This window comes from Streptomyces sp. NBC_01451 (assembly GCF_036227485.1).
Lineage (GTDB): Bacteria > Actinomycetota > Actinomycetes > Streptomycetales > Streptomycetaceae > Streptomyces.
The window spans coordinates 515177-535724 of sequence record NZ_CP109479.1; the positions used below are offsets into that span (position 1 = coordinate 515177).

Annotated in this window: 11 protein-coding genes; 9 read left to right on the forward strand and 2 right to left on the reverse strand. The window is 71.8% G+C overall.

Annotated elements, in window-relative coordinates; genetic code table 11:
• Window positions 1-81 precede the first annotated feature (81 nt).
• From OG595_RS02295 to OG595_RS02320, 6 genes are read left to right on the forward strand one after another with little or no spacing between them, the layout of a single operon-like run.
• On the forward strand, window positions 82-7392 hold the full coding sequence (locus OG595_RS02295; protein ID WP_329267210.1) for a beta-ketoacyl synthase N-terminal-like domain-containing protein: 7311 nt from the start codon (window positions 82-84) through the stop codon (window positions 7390-7392).
• A gap of 26 nt (window positions 7393-7418) precedes the next feature.
• Window positions 7419-9035, forward strand: a complete 1617-nt coding sequence (locus tag OG595_RS02300) for a PfaD family polyunsaturated fatty acid/polyketide biosynthesis protein (RefSeq protein ID WP_329267213.1) — start codon at window positions 7419-7421, stop codon at window positions 9033-9035.
• Window positions 9032-10810: an acyl-CoA dehydrogenase family protein gene (locus OG595_RS02305; protein WP_329267214.1), complete on the forward strand. Its 1779-nt coding sequence runs from the start codon at window positions 9032-9034 to the stop codon at window positions 10808-10810. Before OG595_RS02300 ends, OG595_RS02305 begins: the two co-directional genes overlap by 4 nt.
• A gap of 15 nt (window positions 10811-10825) precedes the next feature.
• Window positions 10826-12616: an acyl-CoA dehydrogenase gene (locus tag OG595_RS02310; RefSeq protein WP_329267216.1), complete on the forward strand. Its 1791-nt coding sequence runs from the start codon at window positions 10826-10828 to the stop codon at window positions 12614-12616.
• Between the two features lie 12 nt (window positions 12617-12628).
• A complete protein-coding gene (locus tag OG595_RS02315; RefSeq protein WP_329267218.1) occupies window positions 12629-13339 on the forward strand; it encodes a 4'-phosphopantetheinyl transferase family protein in 711 nt (236 codons plus the stop codon).
• A 16-nt stretch (window positions 13340-13355) separates the two neighbouring features.
• Entirely contained in the window at window positions 13356-14645 is a 1290-nt protein-coding gene (locus OG595_RS02320; RefSeq protein WP_329267220.1) for an NAD(P)/FAD-dependent oxidoreductase, read from the forward strand.
• A 6-nt stretch (window positions 14646-14651) separates the two neighbouring features.
• Here the strand turns inward: OG595_RS02320 and OG595_RS02325 are convergent, their stop codons facing one another.
• On the reverse strand, window positions 14652-15317 hold the full coding sequence (locus tag OG595_RS02325; RefSeq protein ID WP_329267222.1) for a MerR family transcriptional regulator: 666 nt from the start codon (window positions 15315-15317) through the stop codon (window positions 14652-14654).
• 109 nt (window positions 15318-15426) lie between these two features.
• Between OG595_RS02325 and OG595_RS02330 the strand changes: the two genes are divergently transcribed.
• From OG595_RS02330 to OG595_RS02340, 3 genes are all read left to right on the forward strand, one after another.
• Entirely contained in the window at window positions 15427-15849 is a 423-nt protein-coding gene (locus OG595_RS02330) for a DUF3291 domain-containing protein (RefSeq protein WP_329267224.1), read from the forward strand.
• 167 nt (window positions 15850-16016) lie between these two features.
• A complete protein-coding gene (locus tag OG595_RS02335; RefSeq protein ID WP_329267225.1) occupies window positions 16017-17501 on the forward strand; it encodes an MFS transporter in 1485 nt (494 codons plus the stop codon).
• Between the two features lie 174 nt (window positions 17502-17675).
• Complete coding sequence (locus tag OG595_RS02340; protein ID WP_329267227.1) at window positions 17676-18110, forward strand: cupin domain-containing protein; 435 nt, start codon at window positions 17676-17678, stop codon at window positions 18108-18110.
• A gap of 37 nt (window positions 18111-18147) precedes the next feature.
• Here OG595_RS02340 and OG595_RS02345 read toward each other — a convergent pair whose 3' ends face one another.
• Window positions 18148-20523: a SpoIIE family protein phosphatase gene (locus OG595_RS02345; protein ID WP_329267229.1), complete on the reverse strand. Its 2376-nt coding sequence runs from the start codon at window positions 20521-20523 to the stop codon at window positions 18148-18150.
• Between the last annotated feature and the right edge of the window lie 25 nt (window positions 20524-20548).

Sequence of the window (20548 nt, forward strand, 5' to 3'; positions counted from 1 at the left end):
GACGACCGGACCGGTGGTCACCCCGGCGGCGGGCCCCACGGCCCCCGCCGGGCCCCCGGCACCCTGGAGGGAACAGCTTCAATGAGCAGCAAGTTCGCGATCGTCGGGATCTCCTGCCTCTTCCCCGGGGCGGACACTCCCGGCGCGTTCTGGGACAACCTCCGCGCCGGCGTCGACAGCCGCACGGAGGGCGGCCCCGAGATCTTCGGCCCTGCCGTTCCCGGGCCGGCCGCCGGCCGTGAGGGGACCCCGGATCCCGATCACGCCATCACCTGCGTCCGGGGCGGTTTCGTCACCGGCTTCGAGTTCGACCCCACCGGCTTCCTCCTCCGCCCCGAGGACCTCGCCGGTCTCGACCGGGTCTTCCACTGGTCGCTGCACGTGGCCCGCGAGGCACTGCGGGACAGCGGTCACAGTGACCGCCCCGAACTGCTGGCCCGCACCGGTCTGGTGGTCGGCGACTACTCCTTCCCCACCCCGGCCTCGGCCCGCATCAGCCTGCCCCTCGTCCACGAAGCCGTGCTGGAGGGTCTGCGCGGATCCGGCGCCCCCGCACCCGCGCCCGGCCCGCTGCTCGACCCGGCGTCCGTGTCCCCGGCGGACGCCCGGGTGAGCGGCGCCCCCGCCCGGCTCGCGGCCACCGCCCTCGGCCTCGGCGGCCCCCGCTACGCCCTCGACGCCGCCTGCTCCTCGGCCCTGTACGCGCTGAAGCTGGCCTGCGACCATCTCGCCGCCGGCCAGGCCGACCTGGTGCTGGCGGGCGGAGTGTGCGCGCCCGACCCGACGCTCATCCACCTCTCCTTCTCCGACCTGCACGCCTATCCGCAGAACGGCGTCAGCCAGCCCTTCGACGCCCGCTCCACCGGCATCCTCACCGGTCAGGGCGCCGGCATGGTCGCCGTCCGCAGGCTCGCCGACGCGATCGCCGACGGCGACCACGTCTACGCGGTGATCGACGGCATCGGCCTGTCGAACGACGGCGCCGGCCGCCATCTCCTCCTACCGAATGCCGCGGGACAGCTCAGTTCGTACGAACTCGCCTACGCCCAGGCCGGTTTCGGGCCCGAGCAGGTGGACTACCTGGAGTGCCACGCCACCGGGACGCCCGTCGGGGACGGCACTGAGGCGGAGTCGGTCGCCGCCTGGTTCGGGACGCGGGGCACGGTCCCGCCGCTCGGCTCGGTGAAGGGCAACCTCGGTCATCTGCTGACCGTGGCCGGGCTGAGCAGTCTTCTCAAGGTGATCCTGTCGATGGCGCACGGGCATCTCCCGCCGACGATCGGCATCGACGAGCCGCTCAGCACACCGGCCGCGGGCGAAGTGCCCGTCGTACGCACGGGGCGCGACTGGCCCGACCGCGGGCCGGGGCCACGCCGGGCGGCGGTCTCCGCGTTCGGGTTCGGCGGCACGAACGCCCATGTCGTCCTCTCCCGGACGCCGGACGCCCTGGAAGCCGGGGAGGCGGAGCCCGTCGTACCCCCCGCCCTGGACGTCGTCGGCCTCGGCGCGCACTTCGGCACCCTCGCCGACGTCACCGCCCTCGAACGCTCCCTGCACGACGGCACCGACGCCTTCCAGCCGCTGCCCGAACACCGCTGGCGCGGCCTGGAGGACACGACCGGCGGCACGCTGGAGCGGGCGGGGCTGCACCGGGCGGCGCTGCCCGAGGGCGGGTTCGTGGACCGGATCGAACTCGATCCGGCCGACAACCGCATCCCCCCGGCCGACCTGCGCAACTACAACCTCCAGCACGCCCTGATGTCGAAGGTCGCCGACGAGGCGCTGCGCGACGCGGGGTACGACCGGACGGTGCCGCCGGGCCGCAAGGCTCCCGAGCCGCGCCGGATCGCGGTGGTCGTGGCCATGGAGATCGAGCCGAGTGCCCATCTGCACCTGGCCCGTTACGGGCTCGGCGACTTCCTGCGCCGCGCGTACGACGACGCCGGACTCAAGCTGACGGAGGAGCAGTTCGCCGCGCTCGCCGCCGTCGCACGGGAAGGCGTCCACGAGCCGATCGTCGCCAACGAGGTGCTCAGCTACATCGGCAACATCATGGCCAGCCGGATCTCCTCCCTCTGGAACCTCACCGGGCCGTCCTTCACCGTTTCGTCGGACGGCGCGGGCACCGCCGAGGCGCTCCAGATCGCCCAACTCCTGCTGCTGGACGAGAGTGTCGAAGCGGTGCTGGTCGGCGCGGTGGATCTCGCGGCCTCGCCGGAGAACCTGCTGCTGCGCGACGACAAGCCGGTGTCCGGGGCGGGCCTGAGCTTCGGCGAGGGGCAGCGCGGCCGGCGCATCGGCGAGGGCGCGGGTGCCGTCGTCGTCACGCGTCCCGGCGCGGCCCCGGACGAACGGCGGGCGTACGCGCGGATCGACTCCGTGGCCGTACGGCACGCCGCACCCGTCGCCGGCACGCTGCCGGAGGCGGACGCGGACACCCTCGCGCTGGCCGCCGGGGACGCGCTGGCCGCGGCCGGCATCGGCCCGGCCGACGTCGGTTACGTCGAGGCCCACGCGGGCGGCACTCCGGCGCAGGACGCGGCCGAACTGGCGGCGCTGGCCGTGGTGTACCCGGCGGGCTCCGGCACGGTCGCGCTGGGCAGCGCCAAGGCTCAGCTCGGCGACACCCGGACCGCCGCCGCGATGGCGGGCCTGCTGCGTGCCGTGCTGTGCCTGCACCACGCCCATGTCCCCGGCGCGCCCGGCTGGCGCAGGCCCGCACCGGAGCTGGCCGGCCACTTCGCGGCCTCGGCGTTCCATGTGCCGGAGGCGTCCCGGCCCTGGCTGCGCGTCGCGCAGGGTGTACGCCGGTACGCGGCCGTCAGCGCCATCGGTTCGGACGGCGCCCACGCCCATGTCGTCCTGTCCGCCGACCGCACCCGGGGCGACGTGGCTGCCGCCGACTGGCGCAAGGCCGGCGGTCCGGTGCTGCTGCCCCTCGGCGCACCGGACCTCGACGGGCTGCTCGCCGAGGTGGACCGCCATCTGACACTGCTCGCCGAGGGTGCCGATCCGTACCGGCTGGGCCGGGCCGCCGCCGAACAGCTGCCGGGCAGCGCGCTGCGTGTCGTCCTGGTCGGCCGGGACTCCGAACAGCTGCGCGCGCAGCTGGAGTCGGCGGCGCGCGACCTGCCGGGCGCGGCTGCGAAGGGCGAGGAGTGGACGACCCCGGCGGGGAGTTGCTTCGCGCCGCGGCCGATCGGTCCCGAGGGGAAGGTGGCTCTGGTCTATCCGGGTGCGTTCAACTCGTACCCGGGCCTGGGCCAGGACTTCTTCCGCGTCTTCCCGTCCCTGCTCGACAGCTTCGAGGCCGAGGCCTCCGATCCGGACCGGCTCTTCCGCGCCGCCCAGCTCTACCCGCGCACCCAAGTCACGCCTGAGCGTCGGGACTTGATGGCCCTGGAGGGCCGGCTCGGCGAGGACATCCCGTTCATGCTCGCCACCGGCACCACCTTCGCGATCCTCTACACCGACCTGGTGCGCGACCTGCTCGGCGTGCGGGCGCACGGCGCGTTCGGCTACAGCCTGGGCGAGAGCAGCATGCTGTTCGCCACCGGCGGCTGGCGGCGCTCAGCGCGCCGGGACGACCGGATCAGCGCCACTCCCCTGTTCCGCGACCGGCTGTCCGGGCCTCGCCGTACCGTCCGTGAGCTGTGGCGACTCGGGGAGGACACCCCGGACGAGGCCGTGTGGGGCAGCTTCGTGCTGCTGGAGTCGGCGGACCGGATCACGGACGCGCTCTCCCGCGCCGGCACCCCCTACGACAGGGTTTTCCTGACCCACGTCAACACCCCGCGCGAGGCGGTGATCGCGGGCGACCCGGCTCAATGCCGTTCCCTGATAGCGGAGTTGGACTGCCCGTCGGCCCGCTCGCCGGTCGGCTCGGTGATGCACTGCCCGGTCGTGGACGGGGAGCTGGCCGGCCTCGCCGAACTCAACGACCATCCGACCGGCTCCCCCGGCGGCCTCGACCTGCTGAGCGCCTACGACTACGACCGCGTGCCCGGGCTGGAGCGGTCGGAGGTGGCCCGGCGGATCGCGCGGACCCTGCGCGCCACGATCGACTTCCCGCGCCTGGTGCGTACCGCGTACGACCGTGGCTACCGCTACTTCGTCGAGGTCGGTCCGGGGGCCACCTGCACCCGCTGGGTGCACGACACCCTCGGCGACGCCGAGCACGTGGCGATGCCGGTGGACCGGCGCGGCGTCCCCGCCGCCCGTTCCGTGGCCCAACTGGCGGCCCGGCTCGCCGCGCACGGGCTGCCGGTGGACCTTGCGGCACTGCTCGGCCCGGACCCCGTGCCGGCCGCCCGACCGGCGCTGCTGCGGGTGCCGGTCGGCGGCGGCGCATCCATCCCGGCGGGCATCACGGCGCGGGTGGCGGCGGCCTCGCAGGTCGTCGCCGGCGCTGCGCGGCCCGAGCCCGCACATGTCGGCGCGGCTGCCGCGTACGGCTCGACAGAGCTTGCTTCCACGGCAGTTGACGTCAAGGACACCCAACCCGCCCGTGCGGCGGCAGACTTGGAGGTACCCGCCCCGATGCCCGCCGACCCGAGCCTCGACGACGTCGAGGTCATCACCTTCGACGGCGAACCGCTCGCCTTCGTGCCCTGGGCGGAACCGGCCGCGCCGACTCCGGCACCGGCCCACAGGCACCTCGTACCCAGCACCCCCGGCACACCGCCCCCGGCCCATGCCCCTACCGCTGCCTCTACCCCTGCCCCGCCCTCCGGGTGGTCGTCGGGAAACGCCGCCGCCGATCTCGTACGGGAGATACGGCAGCAGATGGTGGCCACGCACTCGGTGGTGATGGAGACACAGCGTGTCCTCCAGGAGAACACCCTGGCCCGTACGGAGGCGCTGCTCGAAGCGGCCTTCGCGCCCGCGCCCGCCGCAGCGCCCACCACCCCGCCGCCCGCGCTCCCCAGCGGCCCGCCGCCCCCCGCCGCCATCGAAGCCGCACCCCAGGCCACCCCGCCCGCCAGGGCGCCGGGTGTCATCTGGGACGAGGAACAGCTGCTCGCCTTCGCCACCGGCCGGATCACGGACGTGTTCGGCCCCGACTTCGCGGACATCGACGGGTACGCGAAGCGCGTCCGGCTGCCCGCACCCCCGTACCACTTCGTCACCCGCGTCACCGGCCTCCGGGCGGAGACCGGTGTCTACGAACCCTCGTTCATCCGCACCGAGTACGACGTGCCGAAGGATGCCTGGTACGCGGTGGACGGCGGGGTGCCGCCGGCCGTGGCCATCGAGGCGGGACAGTGCGACCTGCTGCTCATCAGCTATCTCGGCATCGACTTCCGCAACAAGGGCGAGCGGGTCTACCGGCTCCTCGACAGCACCCTCGTCTTCCACGGCGACCTGCCGAGGACCGGCCAGACCCTGCGCTACGACATCTCCATCAACCGTTTCGTCCGCCAGGGCGACACCACCCTCTTCTTCTTCAGCTACCTCTGCTACGCCGACGGCGAGCTGATCCTCGAACTCAAGGACGCCAGCGCCGGGTTCTTCACACAGGCCGAACTCGACACGCCGTTGGGTGTCGTCGTCACCGAGCGGGACCGGAAACGGCGCGCCGCCCTGACCAGGACCACTTTCAAGCCGCTGGCCGACACCGGGAAGAACCGGCTCAGCGCCGCCGACCTGGAGTTGCTGGCAGCGGGGAAGCCGGGCGAGGTGTTCGGGCCGCACCACGCCCAGGACGCCGGCCTCAACCCGGCACTGCGGCTGCCCGACGCGCGGCTGCGCATGGTCGACGAGATCGTCATCGACCGTACGGGCGGGCCGCGCGGAATCGGCGCGATCACCGCGCACAAGCGGCTGGACCCGGACGCCTGGTACTTCGAGTGCCACTTCCCCGACGATCCGGTGCTGGCCGGGTCGATGGTGGCGGAGGGCGCCGTCCAGACCCTCCAGGCGTATCTGCTCCACCAGGGCATGCACCTGGTGCTGCCCGACGCCCGCTTCCAGACCATCGTCGGGCTGGAGACCGAGGTGCAGGTGCGCGGCCAGATCACGCCGCAGCACCGGGAGATCCGCTACGAGATCGAGATCATGGAGCTGACGCTGCTGCCGCGTCCCTCCGTCGTCGCCGACATCCTCGTGTACCTGGGCGACAAGGCGGTGATCCGGATGCGCAACTTCGGCATCCAGATCCGCGAGAAGGACGGCACGCCCTACCGCGCCGGACCCGGCGGCATCCCGGAGTTCCTCGGCCGCCGCAACCGCGCCGGCGAGCCCGCGCTGATCAACGAACTCCACCTGGCGCACGCCGCGAAGGGCGACCTCGGTACGGCGATGGGCCCCGAGTTCGACGTGTACAAGGACAGCCGGGCCCCGTACATCCCCAACGGGGACTTCCAGTTCGTGGACCGCATCATGCAACTAACCGGTACGCGCGGTGAGTTGAAGCCGGGTGCGGAGATGGTGACGGAGTACGACTCCCCGGCGGACGCCTGGTACTACCGCGAGAACGCGCATCCCCATCTGCCCAACTGCGTGCTGATGGAGACCTCGCTCCAGGCGGCCATCCTCAACGGCTACTACCTGGGCGCCACCCTGAAGCAGCCGGAGACCGAGTACTCGATCCGCAACCTCGACGGAAAGGCGACGTACGTCAAGGACATCGACCTGCGCGGCCGGACCATCCGCCACCACTCCACCCTGCTGATGACAAGTGCCGTGTCGGGTGCGGTACTTCAGAACTTCAGGTACGAACTCTCGGCAGACGGCGAGGTCTTCTACACCGGCGAGTCGCTGTTCGGATACTTCAGCGAGGCCGCGCTCACCAACCAGGTGGGCCTGGACAACGGAACGTACGTCGCACCCTGGATCGAGCAGGAGAAACCGGCCGCCTCCCGCATCCGCCGCATCGAACTCCCCGACGAGGCAACGGCGTTCACCGACCCGACCGGTGGCCGGCTGCACCTGCCCGGCGGTCACTACCACCTCGTCGACCATGTCGACCTGGTCGCGGACGGCGGCAGGCACGGCGCCGGATACCTCCACGGCTACCGCCAGGTCCGGCCCGACGAGTGGTACTTCGACTGCCACTTCCACCGCGATCCGGTGATGCCCGGTTCGCTCGGCGTGGAGGCGATTCTCCAGGGTCTTCGCCTGTTCGTCCTGGAGCAGGGCCTCGCCGAGGGGATCGAGAACCCCCGGTTCGGTCTCGCCGTGGACGTGCCGACGAGCTGGAAGTACCGGGGCCAGATCCTTCGCCACGACGGGGAGTTGCGCTTCGACGTCCACGTCAAGGAGGTCCGCCGGAACGGTGAGCGGCTCGTGGTGATCGCGGACGCCGACCTGTGGAAGCCGGGGCTGCGCATCTACGAACTCACCGACGTGGCCATCGAGGTCAGCCCCGACACCACCCGCGACCGGGCCTGACCGGCTCAGAGGAGACGACCCCGACCATGCACACCCAGACCACTCCTCTGCGGTGGTACGGAGACGCCAGCCCCGGCACCGACCCGGCCGGCATCTACCAGTCCCTCGCCGACCTCGACCGGCCCGCCTTCGTCGTCCGCACACCGACCGGCATCGGAGCCGTCTCCGGCGGCCGGGCGACTCCGGGCGAGGGTTTCCCCCTCCTGGCCGCCGCCGGCCCACTGCCTCCGCGCACGCTCGGCTCCCCGGCGTTCCTGGCCGCGCACGGCGTCCGGTACGCCTACATGGCGGGCGCGATGGCGGGCGGTATCGCCTCGGCCGACCTGGTGATCGCCCTGGCCCGGGAGGGATTCCTCGCCTCGTACGGGGCGGCCGGGCTGCTGCCCGAGACCATCGAGAAGGCGCTCACCCGGTTCGCCGCCGAGATCCCGGGACTGCCGTACGCCGTCAACCTGATCCACAGCCCGAGCGAGGAGCGCCTGGAGCGGGAGGCGGTGGAGCTGTTCCTGCGGTACGGGGTGCGGTGTGTGGAGGCGTCGGCGTTCATGAGCCTCAGCCCGCACGTGGTGCGCTATCGCCTGGCCGGCCTGCGCCGCGGCCCGTCCGGGGAGGTCGTCGCCGCGCACCGCCTCATCGCGAAGATCTCCCGCCCCGAGACGGCGGAACGCTTCATGCGCCCCGCTCCGGCCGCCGTGGTGAGCGCCCTCCACTCCCAGGGGCTGATCACCGCCGAACAGGCGGACCTGGCGAAGTACGTCCCGATGGCCGACGACATCACGGTCGAGGGCGACTCGGGCGGCCACACCGACCGCCGCCCGCTCACCGCCCTGCTGCCGACGATCCTCCGGCTGCGGGACACCGTCCAGCACGACCACCGCTACCCGACCCCGATCCGGGTGGGCGCGGCGGGCGGCCTCGGCTGTCCCTCCTCCGTCGCGGCGGCGTTCACCATGGGTGCCGCCTATGTCGTCACCGGCTCGGTCAACCAGTCGTGCGTGGAGTCGGGCGCGTCGAAACCGACCAAGGAACTGCTGGCGGACGCGGGCATCGCGGACTGCGAGATGGCGCCGGCCGCCGACATGTTCGAAATGGGCGTGGAACTCCAGGTGTTGAAGAAGGGCACCCTGTTCCCGATGCGCGCCAAGCGCCTGTACGAGCTGTACCAGAGGTACGACGGGCTGGAAGCGCTGCCCGACAGCGAGCGCGCCCGGCTGGAGACCCAGATCATCCGCCGCCCGCTGGAGGACGTCTGGCAGGAGTGCGTCGGCTACTTCGGCCGCCGTGATCCCGAGCAGCTGGCCCGCGCCGCCGAGAACCCGAAGCGTCGGATGGCGCTGGTGTTCCGCTGGTACCTCGGCATGGCGTCCCGCTGGTCGACGGTCGGCGACCCGGACCGTGTACTCGACTACCAGGTGTGGTGCGGCCCGGCGATGGGCGCGTTCAACGACTGGGTCACCGCCAGCTATCTCAAGGCCCCGGGCAATCGCCGGGTCGCGGACGTGGCCCACCACCTGATGCGCGGCGCCGCGTTCCACACCCGCCTGGCCCACCTTCGCGTCTCCGGCGTACGGATCCCGGCGTCGGCGGCCGACTACCGGCCCGTTCCCCTGGAACCGCCGGCGGAGCTGGAGGAGACACGATGAGCGCGCCGACCGCCGGAGACATCGAGCGGCTCCTGGGTGATCCGTACGACGCGGACAACCCGTACGGATTCGCGGCAGCCGTCCGCCGGGACGAACAGGACGCGTTCCCGGACGAGTTGTGCGCCGCGCTGCGCGAGGCGGGCTTCCACCTCAACCACCTGCCGACGGAGTGGGGCGGCCGGTTCGAGTCCTTCGAGCACAGCATGGTCCTGGTCCGCACCGCCGCCCGCCGGGATCTGAACATCATGCCGGGCACCATGTTCGGCATCACCGCGGCGACCTGCCTGGCGCTGCACGGCTCGCCCGAGCAGCAGAAGCATGTGGCGGAGATCCTCGGCAGGGGCGGTGCGGTGGGCTTCGCCCTGTCGGAGGCCGACCACGGAAGCGACCTGCTGGCCAACACCGTCCGCCTCGAACCCGTGCTGGACGGCTGGGAGTTGACGGGCGAGAAGTGGATGGTGGGCCTCGGCCTCCGCTGCGAGGCGCTGTACCTGGTGGCACGGACGGGCGGGCGGGGACCGGGCGCCTTCACGGCGGTGCTGCTCGACCTGACGGGGGACGTCGGGCGCAGCCCGGCCGTTCCCACCTCGGGCATGCGCGGCATCGACTTCGCCCACCTCCGCTTCGACCGTCTCCCGGTCCCGGCCGAGGCGTTGGTGGGCGGCGAGGGCCAGGCGCTGGAGTCCGTCATGAAGGCCCAGCAGGTGGTCCGGGTGATGAGCATGGCCGGCAGCCTCGGCTGCGCGGACACGGCTCTGCGCCTCACTCTGGACTTCGCGTCGGCACGCCGGGTCGGCCGCACGACGGTTGGCGAGTCGCCCTATCCGAGACGGGAGTTGGCGGTCGCATCGGCCGCGCTCCTGGCGTCGGACGTCACAGCGCTGACCGCCGCCCGGGGTATCCATGTGTTCCCGGAGGTGTTCAGTGTCTGGGGATGCGCCGCCAAGCACGTGGTCGCGGAGAGCACCGAGGACCTGATCCGCCGTTGTGCCACGGTCCTGGCGACACGCTCGGTACTCCGTACGGAGGGCCCGGGCGACGGCCTGTTCCAGAAACTCCAGCGGGACGCGGCCGTCGTGAGGGTCGTGGACACCAGCACCCTGGCCAACCTGCGCGCATACGCGGCCCAACTCCCGACGCTGGTCCAGGGCAACGGCCCCAGGGGCGCGGAGAACTGCGCGACAGGCCACAGCGGCGCGGCAGCAGCCACCACACCGCGCTCCCCAGGGCGAACAGGCACCGACCTCATACGCAAGGCCTTCGACCTCACCGAACCGCTTCCCCCATACGCCCCCGAACACCTGGACCTCACCGCCCGAGGCAACTCCCCCATAACAACCGCCCTGTTCGACATCGCACCCCAGGCAGCAACCACCCTCACCACCCAGGGCGACCGAACAACCGCCGCCCTGACAACCCGCCTCACCAGCGCCCTCACCCAACTCGCCGAGGACACAGCGACCGCCGACCGGGACACCGGCCTGGTGGACGCAGCGGACCGGTTCGCCCACCTCTACGCCGCCGCCTGCTGCCTGCTCCTCTGGTGGGCCAACCCCGACCGCCCCCTGTTCGGCGCGGAACCCGGCGACACCCGCTGGCTCGCCGCCTGTCTCGCGTACCTCCTCGCCCGGGCGGACGGCGCCGACCCACGCCGGGAGGCCCCCGCCCTCCTCCCAGCCCTGGACATCACCACGGACCTGCACACCCGTAACCGGCTCTTCTGCGCGCACCCCGAACAACTCGCACCGCACCCCGAACCCGCCGCCGACCACTGACCGTTGGGAGACCCCGTGCCGAAGTCGGACCTCACGGAGCTGGCCGGGCGGCTTGAACGCCACCTGGGCGATCCGCACGACCCCGCGAGCCGCATGCCGTACACCCGCGTCCTCGAATACGACGAACGCGAGGACTACCCCTACGAGTTCGTGAACCTCCTCCAGCGCTGGGGCGCGCTGGACCACTCGCTCCCCCGCGCCCAGGGCGGCAAGGCGGGCGACGTGGAGATCGGCTTCAACCTGATGCGGCTGATCGCCCGCCGGGACCCGACCACCGCGACCGCGTTCATCATCACCAGCCTCAGTTTCATGCCGGCCTGGGTCGCCGGCACCGACGCCCAGAAGCGGGCCATGGTGGAGTCCGTCCAGCGCGGCAACCGCTACGCCTGGGGCCTGTCCGAGCGGCGGCACGGCAGTGATCTGCTCGCCAACGAGATGACCGCCGAGAAGACGGACGGCGGCTATCTCCTCACCGGGGAGAAGTGGCTGATCGGCAACGGCCGGGTCGCCGACGGGCTCAGCATCCACGCCCGTACCGACCCCCGGGGCGGCCCCGGCGGCTACTCCGTCTTCGTCCTCGACAAACGGCAGACCCCCGCCGGGACGGTGGACGAGCTGCCGCGCGAGCGCATGCACGGACTGCGCGGGCTCGACATGAGCGGTTTCCGGCTGGACCGGGTCTTCGTACCGGACTCCGCGCTCCTCGGCCGTGAGGGACAGGGCCTGGAGATCGCCCTCAAGACCTCGCAGACGGCCCGCGCCCTCATCAGCGGCATCGCCCTGTCGGCCGTGGACACGGGGCTGCGGGTCACGCTCGACTTCACCGAGGGCCGGACGGTCTTCGGCCGTACGGTCAGCGATGTCCCCTACTCCCGCCGCCAGTTGGTGGAGTGCTTCGCGGATCTGATGGTCGCCGACGCGGTCAGTCTGGGCGCGGTGCGGGCCCTGCAGGTCGTGCCGGAGCAGACCAGCGTGTGGTCGTCGGTCGTCAAGTACTTCGTGCCGACACTCCTGGAACGCACCTTCGCCCAGCTGAACGTCGTACTCGGAGCCCGCTTCTATCTCCGCGACCATCCGCACTACGCGATCCACCAGAAGATGCTGCGTGACCTGCCCGTCGCCAACTTCGCCGACGGCAACACCGTCGTGAACCTCAAGAACATCGCGCTCCAGCTCGACGGACTGCTCACCACGGCCGCCACCGCCGACCGGACACTGCGCGACGAGGCCGGCGAACGCGCGGCCGTCCTCTTCGGCATCGACCGCGAGCTGCCGCTGTACCGGCCCTGGGACCAGGAGTTGTACAGCCGGGGCCGGGACGACGCCCTCCTGGCCGCGCCCGCCGCGCTCGTCCGGCTGCGCCGGCTGGCCGAGGAGGCCAAGCGCGACGAGCGCGACCGGCTGACCCGGGCGGCGGACACGGCGGAGCAACTCCTCGCCGGAGCCGACTCGTTGCGCGAGCGCGTCACCTCCCTCAAGGTGTCGCTGGGCCGCGACTACGGCCAGTCCGCCGAACTCTTCGACCTGGCCAAGGAGTACTGCCTCCTGCACGCAGCCGCCGCCTGCGTGCACACCTACGTCCACTCCGCCGCCGCGTTCGAGGACCCGTTGCCCAGCGGCGCGCTGCTCCTGCTCCAACTGGAGCGTGTACGAAGGCACTTGCGTCCTCACGAAGCCGTCACCGACGCCGCTGTGGTCGACGACGTGATGCGGGTGCTGCGACATCTGCACCGGGAGAACCGGCTGTTCTCGTACTGGCAGTTCCCGCTCGCCGAGCGCGGTGACCTGCCCGCCGCCGGGCTCTGACCGGAGGGCCGGATGCAGATACCCGACCGTCATCTGTGGCTGCTGCCGGACTCGGCCGCCGAGACGTTCATCGCCCGCACGGGCGGCCCGGCCCTGCTCGACGCGGCCGAGCGCGAGCGGTGCGAGCGCGTCCTCGCACCGCCCGAACGGCGTCGCCGGTTGGCCGCCCGGCTGCTGGCCCGGCATGCGCTCAGCTCCCGTAGCGGCAGGCCGCTCGCCTCCTGGCGTTTCCGCACCGCTGCGGACGGCAGACCGGAACCCGAGCCGTCCCCGGAGCACAAGCTGCGCTTCAACCTCACCCACACGGACGGCCTGACCGCCTGTGTGGTGACCGACGGCGGCCGGGCCTGCGGAGTGGACGCCGAACGCTCACCGGCGGGCCCCGACGCGGTCGCGCACCTTCCCCGCTTCTTCGCCGACCGGGAGCGCACGGAACTGGCGGCCGTCCCCGACTCCGTACGCCCCGGCCACGTCGCCGCCTACTGGGTGCTCAAGGAGGCATACCTCAAGGCCCTCGGCACCGGCCTGCGCCGGGACCTGTCCACGATCGCCTTCACCGGCCTGACCGGCGGCACCATCCGCCTGTACGACACCGGCGAACCCGAGCCGGCGCGTGAGCGCTGGCACTTCGACCTGATCCACCCGGGCCCCGGTCATGTGGTGGCCGTCGCCGCCGAAGAGGGCACACCGGGCGGCCTGGTCACCACCACGCTCACCCACTGACTCCAAGGAGCACTCGATGTCCGCCAAGCCCAGCATCGCCGTCGTCGGCGGTGGCGTCGCCGGCCTCTCCGCCGCCTACGCCCTGCGCGAGCACGCCGAGATCACCCTGTTCGAACGAGAGGACCACTACGGGGGCCACGCCAACACCGTCGAGGTCGAGGACGCGGGCCGGGTCCTGGGCATCGACACCGCGTTCGTCGTCTTCAACCGCCCCGCCTACCCCAACCTCAGCGGCTTCTTCGACGAACTGGGCGTGGAGGCCAAGCAGTTGCTCAGCGGCTTCAACTTCTTCGACCTGACCGAGGGCACGCAGTACGGCAGCGAGGAGATGGACCTGCCGGAGGAGGAGGTGCGCGCCCGCTATCCCGAGGCGTTCCAGACCATCTGGCGCGAGGCCCGCCGGTTCCACGAGGAGGGCCGCCGGGACTTCTTCCGCAAGCGCACCGACATGCCGATGGGTGAGTACCTCGACCGGGGCGGCTACAGCCAGGAGTTCCGGTACGGCTACTTCATCCTGCTGTGCAGCGCGGTGTGGTCGGTGCCCGCCGAGCTGGTCTGGGAGATGCCGGCCACGACCGTGATCGCGTTCTTCATGGCCCACGACGAGACAGGGCTCGGCGGCCGTCGCGTGGACTGGCGGACCGTGGGCGGCGGTTCGATCTCGTACGTCCGCAAGGTGCTCGCGGCGATCGACCCGAAGGTGCGGCTGTCCGAGCCGGTGACCGGGATCCACCAGGACGAGGACGGGGTCACCGTGCGGACCGCGGGCGGCTCCGAGCGCTTCGACCACGTGGTGCTCGCCACCCACGCCGATGTGACCCGCGCCCTGCTGGAGAACCCCACCGACCGCCAACGCGAGCTGCTCGCGCCGCTGCGCTACAACGCCTCCACGGTGATCCTGCACACCGATCCGTCCGTGATGCCGGCCGACCGGTCCCGGTGGGAGGCGTGGAACTACGGGAAGGTGACGATGGACGGGCAGCCGCGCACGTACGTGGCCTACTACATGAACAAGCTGCACGGCTTCGAGTCGGAGACCGACTACTTCGTCACCCTCGACTGCCCGCTGCCGGTCGCCGAGGAGAGCGTCATCCGCACCTTCCACTACGAGCACCCGGTCCTCGACATGGCCATGCGCCGCGCCCAGCAGACCGTCTACGAGGTCAACGAAGGGCCACGGGTCAAGCTGTGCGGCTCGTACTTCCACTCCAAGCAGCAGTACCACGACCAGATCGGCTCGCACGAGGCCGCGTTCTCCGCCGGGAAGGAGGCGGCGGCCCAGTTGCTGCGCGAACTGGGGCGGTAGACCGGGTCAGCTGTCCGCCCGGTCCACTTCGTCCGTCCGGTCAACCCTGTTCGCCCCGTCCGCGTGCCGCCGGGCCGACTCGTTCTGCTGGGCCATGCGCCGCAGCGCCATGAGCGCGGGTTCCAGGAGGACGGTGAGCAGGAGCGCGCGTTCGGCGACCTCCAACGGGTCCTCGATTCCGTCCAGTTGGTCGAGGTCGAGGACCGCGGTCTCCTCGGCCAGCCGGGCGTACGGCAGGAGCACCCGCCGGTCCAGCGGCGATCCGAGGGTCCGCAGCGAGGCGAGGGTGTCGGCCAGGGTGACGCGAGCGGGGGCGGACTTGTGCACATCCCAGCCCAACTCCTCGATCAGCGCGTCTACTTCGGCTGGTTCCGGGGCGTCCGCCTCGGTCTCGTCGGCCAGCCGGATCGCCCCCAGCGTGAGCCCCAGGAGGCGGTGGGTGTCCGCCGTGTGCTCGGCGAGCGCACCCAGCACCTCCCGGGTGGTGCTGACGGACAGGCCGCGTACGCCGATCAGCGCGCGGATCAGCCGGAGTCTGCGCAGGTGGTTCTCGTCGTACTCGGCCTGCGTCGCCGACAGCTGACGACCGGCCGGGAGGAGACCTTCGCGGAGGTAGTACTTGATCGTCGTGACAGAGACGCCACTGAGGCGGCTCAGCTCGGACATGCGCATCGGTCGGGCTCCGCTCTGGTCATTGGATACCTCTACTGTCTAACATGGATAGTGGAGGTATCCAAGAGAGCCTCTGCTTCACCCTGCCTCTCAGAAGAAGGCCGCAGCCATGCCCACCCTGCCCTGGACCACTGTCAACGAGCCCGCTCCGGACACGACGGCGTTCGTCATGGCGTCCCGCCTGGAAGTCCGCTCCCTGCGCGACGTCCCCCGCTTCTTCCTGCGGTCCCTCGCCGCGTGGAAGCAGGTGAAGAGCGCGCCGGGCGCGTACGGCGCCTCGCTGATCGCCGAGCCGCTGAAGCGCACGTTCTGGACGCTGTCGGCCTGGGAGGACAAGCAGGCCCTCTACACATACGCACGGACCGAGCCCCACAAGTCGGTCATGACCGGCCTGCGCTCCACGATGAACCGCTCGGTCTTCACCTTCTGGGAGACGCCGGCAGCCGGCCTGCCCATCGACTGGTCGGACGCGCGCGACCGGCTGTCGGCCCAGGAACGCTCGGACGCCGACGGCAACTCGCCGACCGCCTGACACAACCCGCCGGCTTCGGCCGCACTGCCGGACCGCTGGCTCGCTGGCTCGCTGGCTCGCTGGCTCGCTGGACTACTGGATCACCGGACTGCTGGACCACTGGACTGCTGGACCACTGGATCAATGGATCAATGGATCAGCCACTCCCCCTAGGAGATTCCCCCGCCATGACGCTGTCCGAAGAGAACCCGGTCGTGGAGGACGCGGCCGACGCGCCGCCGGCCACGGGCCGGCGTGTGCCGCTGTGGGTCGCGATCGTCGCGTGCAGCGTGCCCATGTTCATGGTCGCGCTGGACAACCTGGTCGTCTCGACCGCCCTGCACACGCTGGCCGTCGATCTGGAGGCGAACACCCAGCAGCTCCAGTGGTTCGTCAACGCGTACGTCCTCAGTTTCGCCTGTCTCCTGATGACGGGGGCCGCACTCGGTGACCGGTTCGGCCGACGCTCGGTCTTCGTGATCGGCATCGTCGTCTTCACGCTGGCCTCGGTCGGCTGCGGTCTCGCCGACACAAGCGCGCAGCTGATCACGTTCCGTACCGTGCAGGGCTTCGGCGCCGCGGCCGTGATGCCGCTGTCGCTGACCCTGCTGTCGCAGGCCGTCCCGGACCGGCTGCGCGGGCTGGCGCTCGGACTGTGGTCGGGCGTGAGCGGCCTGGCCGTCGCGATGGGCCCCGTGGTGGGCGGCGCGGTGGTCGAAGGACTGGACTGGCGGTGGATCTTCTGGATCAACGTGCCGGTGGGCGTCGTCGCCGTGCCCCTGATCCTGCTGACGCTCCGCGAGAGCAGGCTGCCGGAAGCCAGGCTCGACCTGGTCGGCATGGTGCTGGCCGCCGCCGGCCTGTTCGCACTGGTGTGGGGCATCGTGAACGGCGAGACGGACGGCTGGACCTCGGCCGAGGTGCTCGGCGCGTTCGCCGCGAGCGCGGTGCTGCTGGCCGTGTTCGTCCGCTGGGAGGCCCGGGTCCCGCAGCCGATGCTGCCGCTGTCCTTCTACAAGGTGCGGGCGTTCACCCTCACCAACATCGTCTCCGCGGCCATGTACTTCGGTGTCTTCGGGTCGCTCTTCCTGCTCGCCCAGTACCTCCAGATCGTGCCGCCGCGTTCGCCGCTGGAGGCCGGGGTCCGCACACTGGCGTGGACGCTGATGCCGATGTTCGTCGCGCCCGTCGCGGGCCTGCTCACCGACAAGGTGGGCGGCGGCAGGCTGATGGCGCTGGGCCTCTTCCTCCAGGGCGTGGGGCTCGGCTGGATCAACCTGGTCGCGGACACCGACACCGGGTACTCGTCCCTGGTCGGGCCGATGATCGTGGCCGGTATCGGCATGGGCTTCGTGTTCGCGCCGACGGCGGCGGTCGTGCTGGGCTCGGTCAGCCGCGAACACGCGGGCAAGGCCTCCGGCGCCAACACCACCGTCCGGGAGATCGGCGGGGCGCTCGGTATCGCCGTACTGAGCACCGTGTTCGTGGCGCACGGCAGCACGGGGTCGCCGCAGCAGTTCGTGGACGGGCTGCACCCCGCGGTGTGGGTCGGCGTCGTCGTGGTGTTCGCGGGCGCGCTGTGCGCGCTGGGGATTCCGCGCCGGCCCCGGCCGGACACGGACAAGGCGGTGGAGACGGAGATCCCGGCCGAGCCAGTGGCCGAGCGAGCCTGAGATCCCGCCCCGCTCCGACGCCGGTGACTGCCCCTGCCTGACGGCCGGGCGGTCACCGGCGTTTCCTGCTCAGCGGGCGCCGCTCCCCTCTTTCCGCAGGCCGTTCCGCCGCTCTAAGATCACGCTGACCTGTCATGACGCGCTCACGCTCTCGCCATCGAGGGGACGCCCACCATGCGCAACCTGCTTCGCACCGCCACGGCCGGAGCCTTAACGGTCACCGCGGTCCTCGCCTGCGGCACCGCCCACGCCACGCCGCCCGGGCCCGGAGTGTCGGGCCGGATACTCGCCCAGACCACCATCGGCGACACCGACTACACCCTGCGGGAGATCACCATCCCCGCAGGCCAGGCCACCGGCTGGCACTACCACGACGGCCCCCTCTACGGCCTCGTCAAGCAGGGCACCCTCAGCCACTTCGACTCCACCTGCGAGTCCGACGGCGTGTATCCGCAGGGCAGCACCATCAGCGAGCCGGCCGGTCCCGGGAACATCCACCTGGGCCGGAATCTCGGCAGCACGCCGGTCGTACTCGACGTCCTGTACGTACTGCCGCACGGCTCGCCCTTCTCGGAGGACGCGGCGAACCCCGGGTGCGACTTCCAGTGACCGGCCGATGAACCCGCGCTGTCCCCCTTCGGCCGGATCACTCGGCCGGTAGCGGCTGCTCCGCCCAGATCGTCTTGCCGGCACCTGTCTGGCGGCTGCCCCAGCGCTGGGTGAGCTGGGCGACGAGCAGCAGGCCACGGCCGCCCTCGTCGTAGACGTGCGCGCGGCGCAGGTGCGGTGAGGTGGAGCTGCCGTCGGAGACCTCGACGATGAGGGCACGGTCGCGGATCAGCCGGAGCTGGATGGGCGGTTCGCCGTACCGGATGGCGTTGGTGACCAGTTCGCTGACGACGAGTTCGGTGACGAAGGCCTCCTCCTCCAGCCCCCAGGCGGTCAGTTGTTCCATGGCGGCCTGGCGGGTGACGGCCACGTGCGCGGGGTCGGGCGGGACGTCCCAGGTGGCCACCCGCCCGGCGCCCAGCGCGTGCGTACGGGCGAGCAGCAGGGCCACGTCGTCGCCTGGCTGCTCAGGCAGCACGGCCTTGAGCACCGCGTCGCACACGGCGTCGAGCGAGGCGCCGGGCAGGTTCAGCGCGCGGCAGAGCTCGGCGGTGGCGTGGTCGATGTCCCGGTCTCGGTCCTCGATCAGGCCGTCCGTGTAGAGGGCGAGGAGTGAGCCCTCGGGCAGTTTCAGCTCGGTCGACTCGAAGGGCAGGCCGCCGACACCGAGCGGCGGTCCCGCGGTGACCTCGATCAGCTCGGCGACGCCGCCTGGCGGTACGACGGCCGGCGGCGGGTGTCCGGCGGAGGCGAGGGTGAGCCGGCGCGAGACCGGGTCGTAGACGGCGTAGAGGCAGGTGGCGCCCAGTTCGGCGACGTCGGCACCGTCCTCCTCGTCGGCCAGGTGGGTGACCAGGTCGTCGAGGTGGGTGAGGAGTTCGTCCGGCGGCAGATCGACGTCCGCGAGGGTCCGTACGGCCGTACGGAGCCGTCCCATGGTCGCGGAGGACTGGATGCCGTGCCCGACGACGTCGCCGACGCAGAGGGCGACCCGGCTGCCGGACAGCGGGATGACGTCGAACCAGTCGCCGCCGATGCCGGCCACCGATCCGCAGGGCAGGTAGCGGTGGGCGACCTCGACGGCCGCCTGGCCGGGCAGCCCCCGGGGCAGGAGTCTGTGCTGGAGGGCGAGCGCGGTGGTGCGCTCCCGGGCGAACCGGCGGGCGTTGTCGACACAGACGGCGGCGCGGCTGGCCAGTTCCTCGGCGAGGACGACGTCGTCCTCGGTGTAGGGGTCGGGGCATCCGATGCGCAGGAAGACCGCGACGCCCAGTGTGGTGCCGCGGGCCCGCAGCGGCACGGTCACCATGGAGTGGACGCCCTTGCGGTACGGGCGGCCGACGGGCTCGCGGGCGTTGCGTTCGGCCACCCATTCGTCGAACGCCTGCTCGCCGACCCGCCCGAGTACCGCCCGGCCCTCCGCGATCGCCCGAACGGGCGGGGTGAACGGCGGGTAGGTGTCCTTCGCGCCCAGCGGAATGACGGCCTCCGGAGTGCCCTCGGTGACGGAGCCGTGGGCGACCCGGTGCAGTACGACCTCGTCGGCCTGCGCGTCCGTGGGTTCGTCGGCGCCGAGCACCCAGTCGAGCAGGTCGACGCTGACGAAGTCGGCGAACCGGGGCACGACGAGTTCGACGAGTTCCTCGGCGGTGCGGACGACGTCGAGGGTGGTCCCGATGGTCGTGGCCGCCTCGTTGAGCAGGGCGAGCCGCCGTCGCGCCCAGTGCTGTTCGCTGCTGTCGAACGCGGCGATGCCCACCGAGACGACGGCCCCCAGGTCGTCTCGCACCGGCCACATCTCAAGGGTCCACGCGTGTTCCCGGCCGTCGTCCGCGTCCTTGCCGAAGGTCTCGTAGCGTACGGGGACGCCCGTGCGGGTGACCTCGCGCAGGTTGAGCAGGAATCCCTCGCTGATCCGGTCGTCGGGCACGATGTTCCCGTCCCCGTAGAACTGCCCGATCAGGGTCTGTTCCTCGATCCCCATCAGGTCGCAGGCGGCGTCGTTGAGCCACGTGTAGCGCTGGTTGGTGTCGAAGGCGGACATCGACACGGAGGCCTGCCGGACGGTCCTCTCCAGCAGGGCCGGCGCCTGCGCCTGCGCGTCCCTCTGCGGCTCGGGCGCCACCGGTTCGGGGAGGGCGGTGACGACGAATCCCCGCGCCCGGCCGTCCTCGCCCAGTACGGCGCAGGCGCTGACGGCGAGTTCGACGCGGTGGCCGTCCCGGTGGCGGAGCGCCACCACGCCGGCCAGTTCGGTCATCGCCGTCGGCGTCGGGCCCTCGGCGAGGAGTCCGGCGGCCGGGCGTCCGACGACGGCCTCGGCCGTGTGCCCCGTCAACCGCCGGGCGCCCTCGCTCCATCCCGTCACCATGCCTCGGGCATCGATGATCACCGCGGCGGCGACTTGTTTCATACGCCCCAGGATGGTCCCTGGGCCC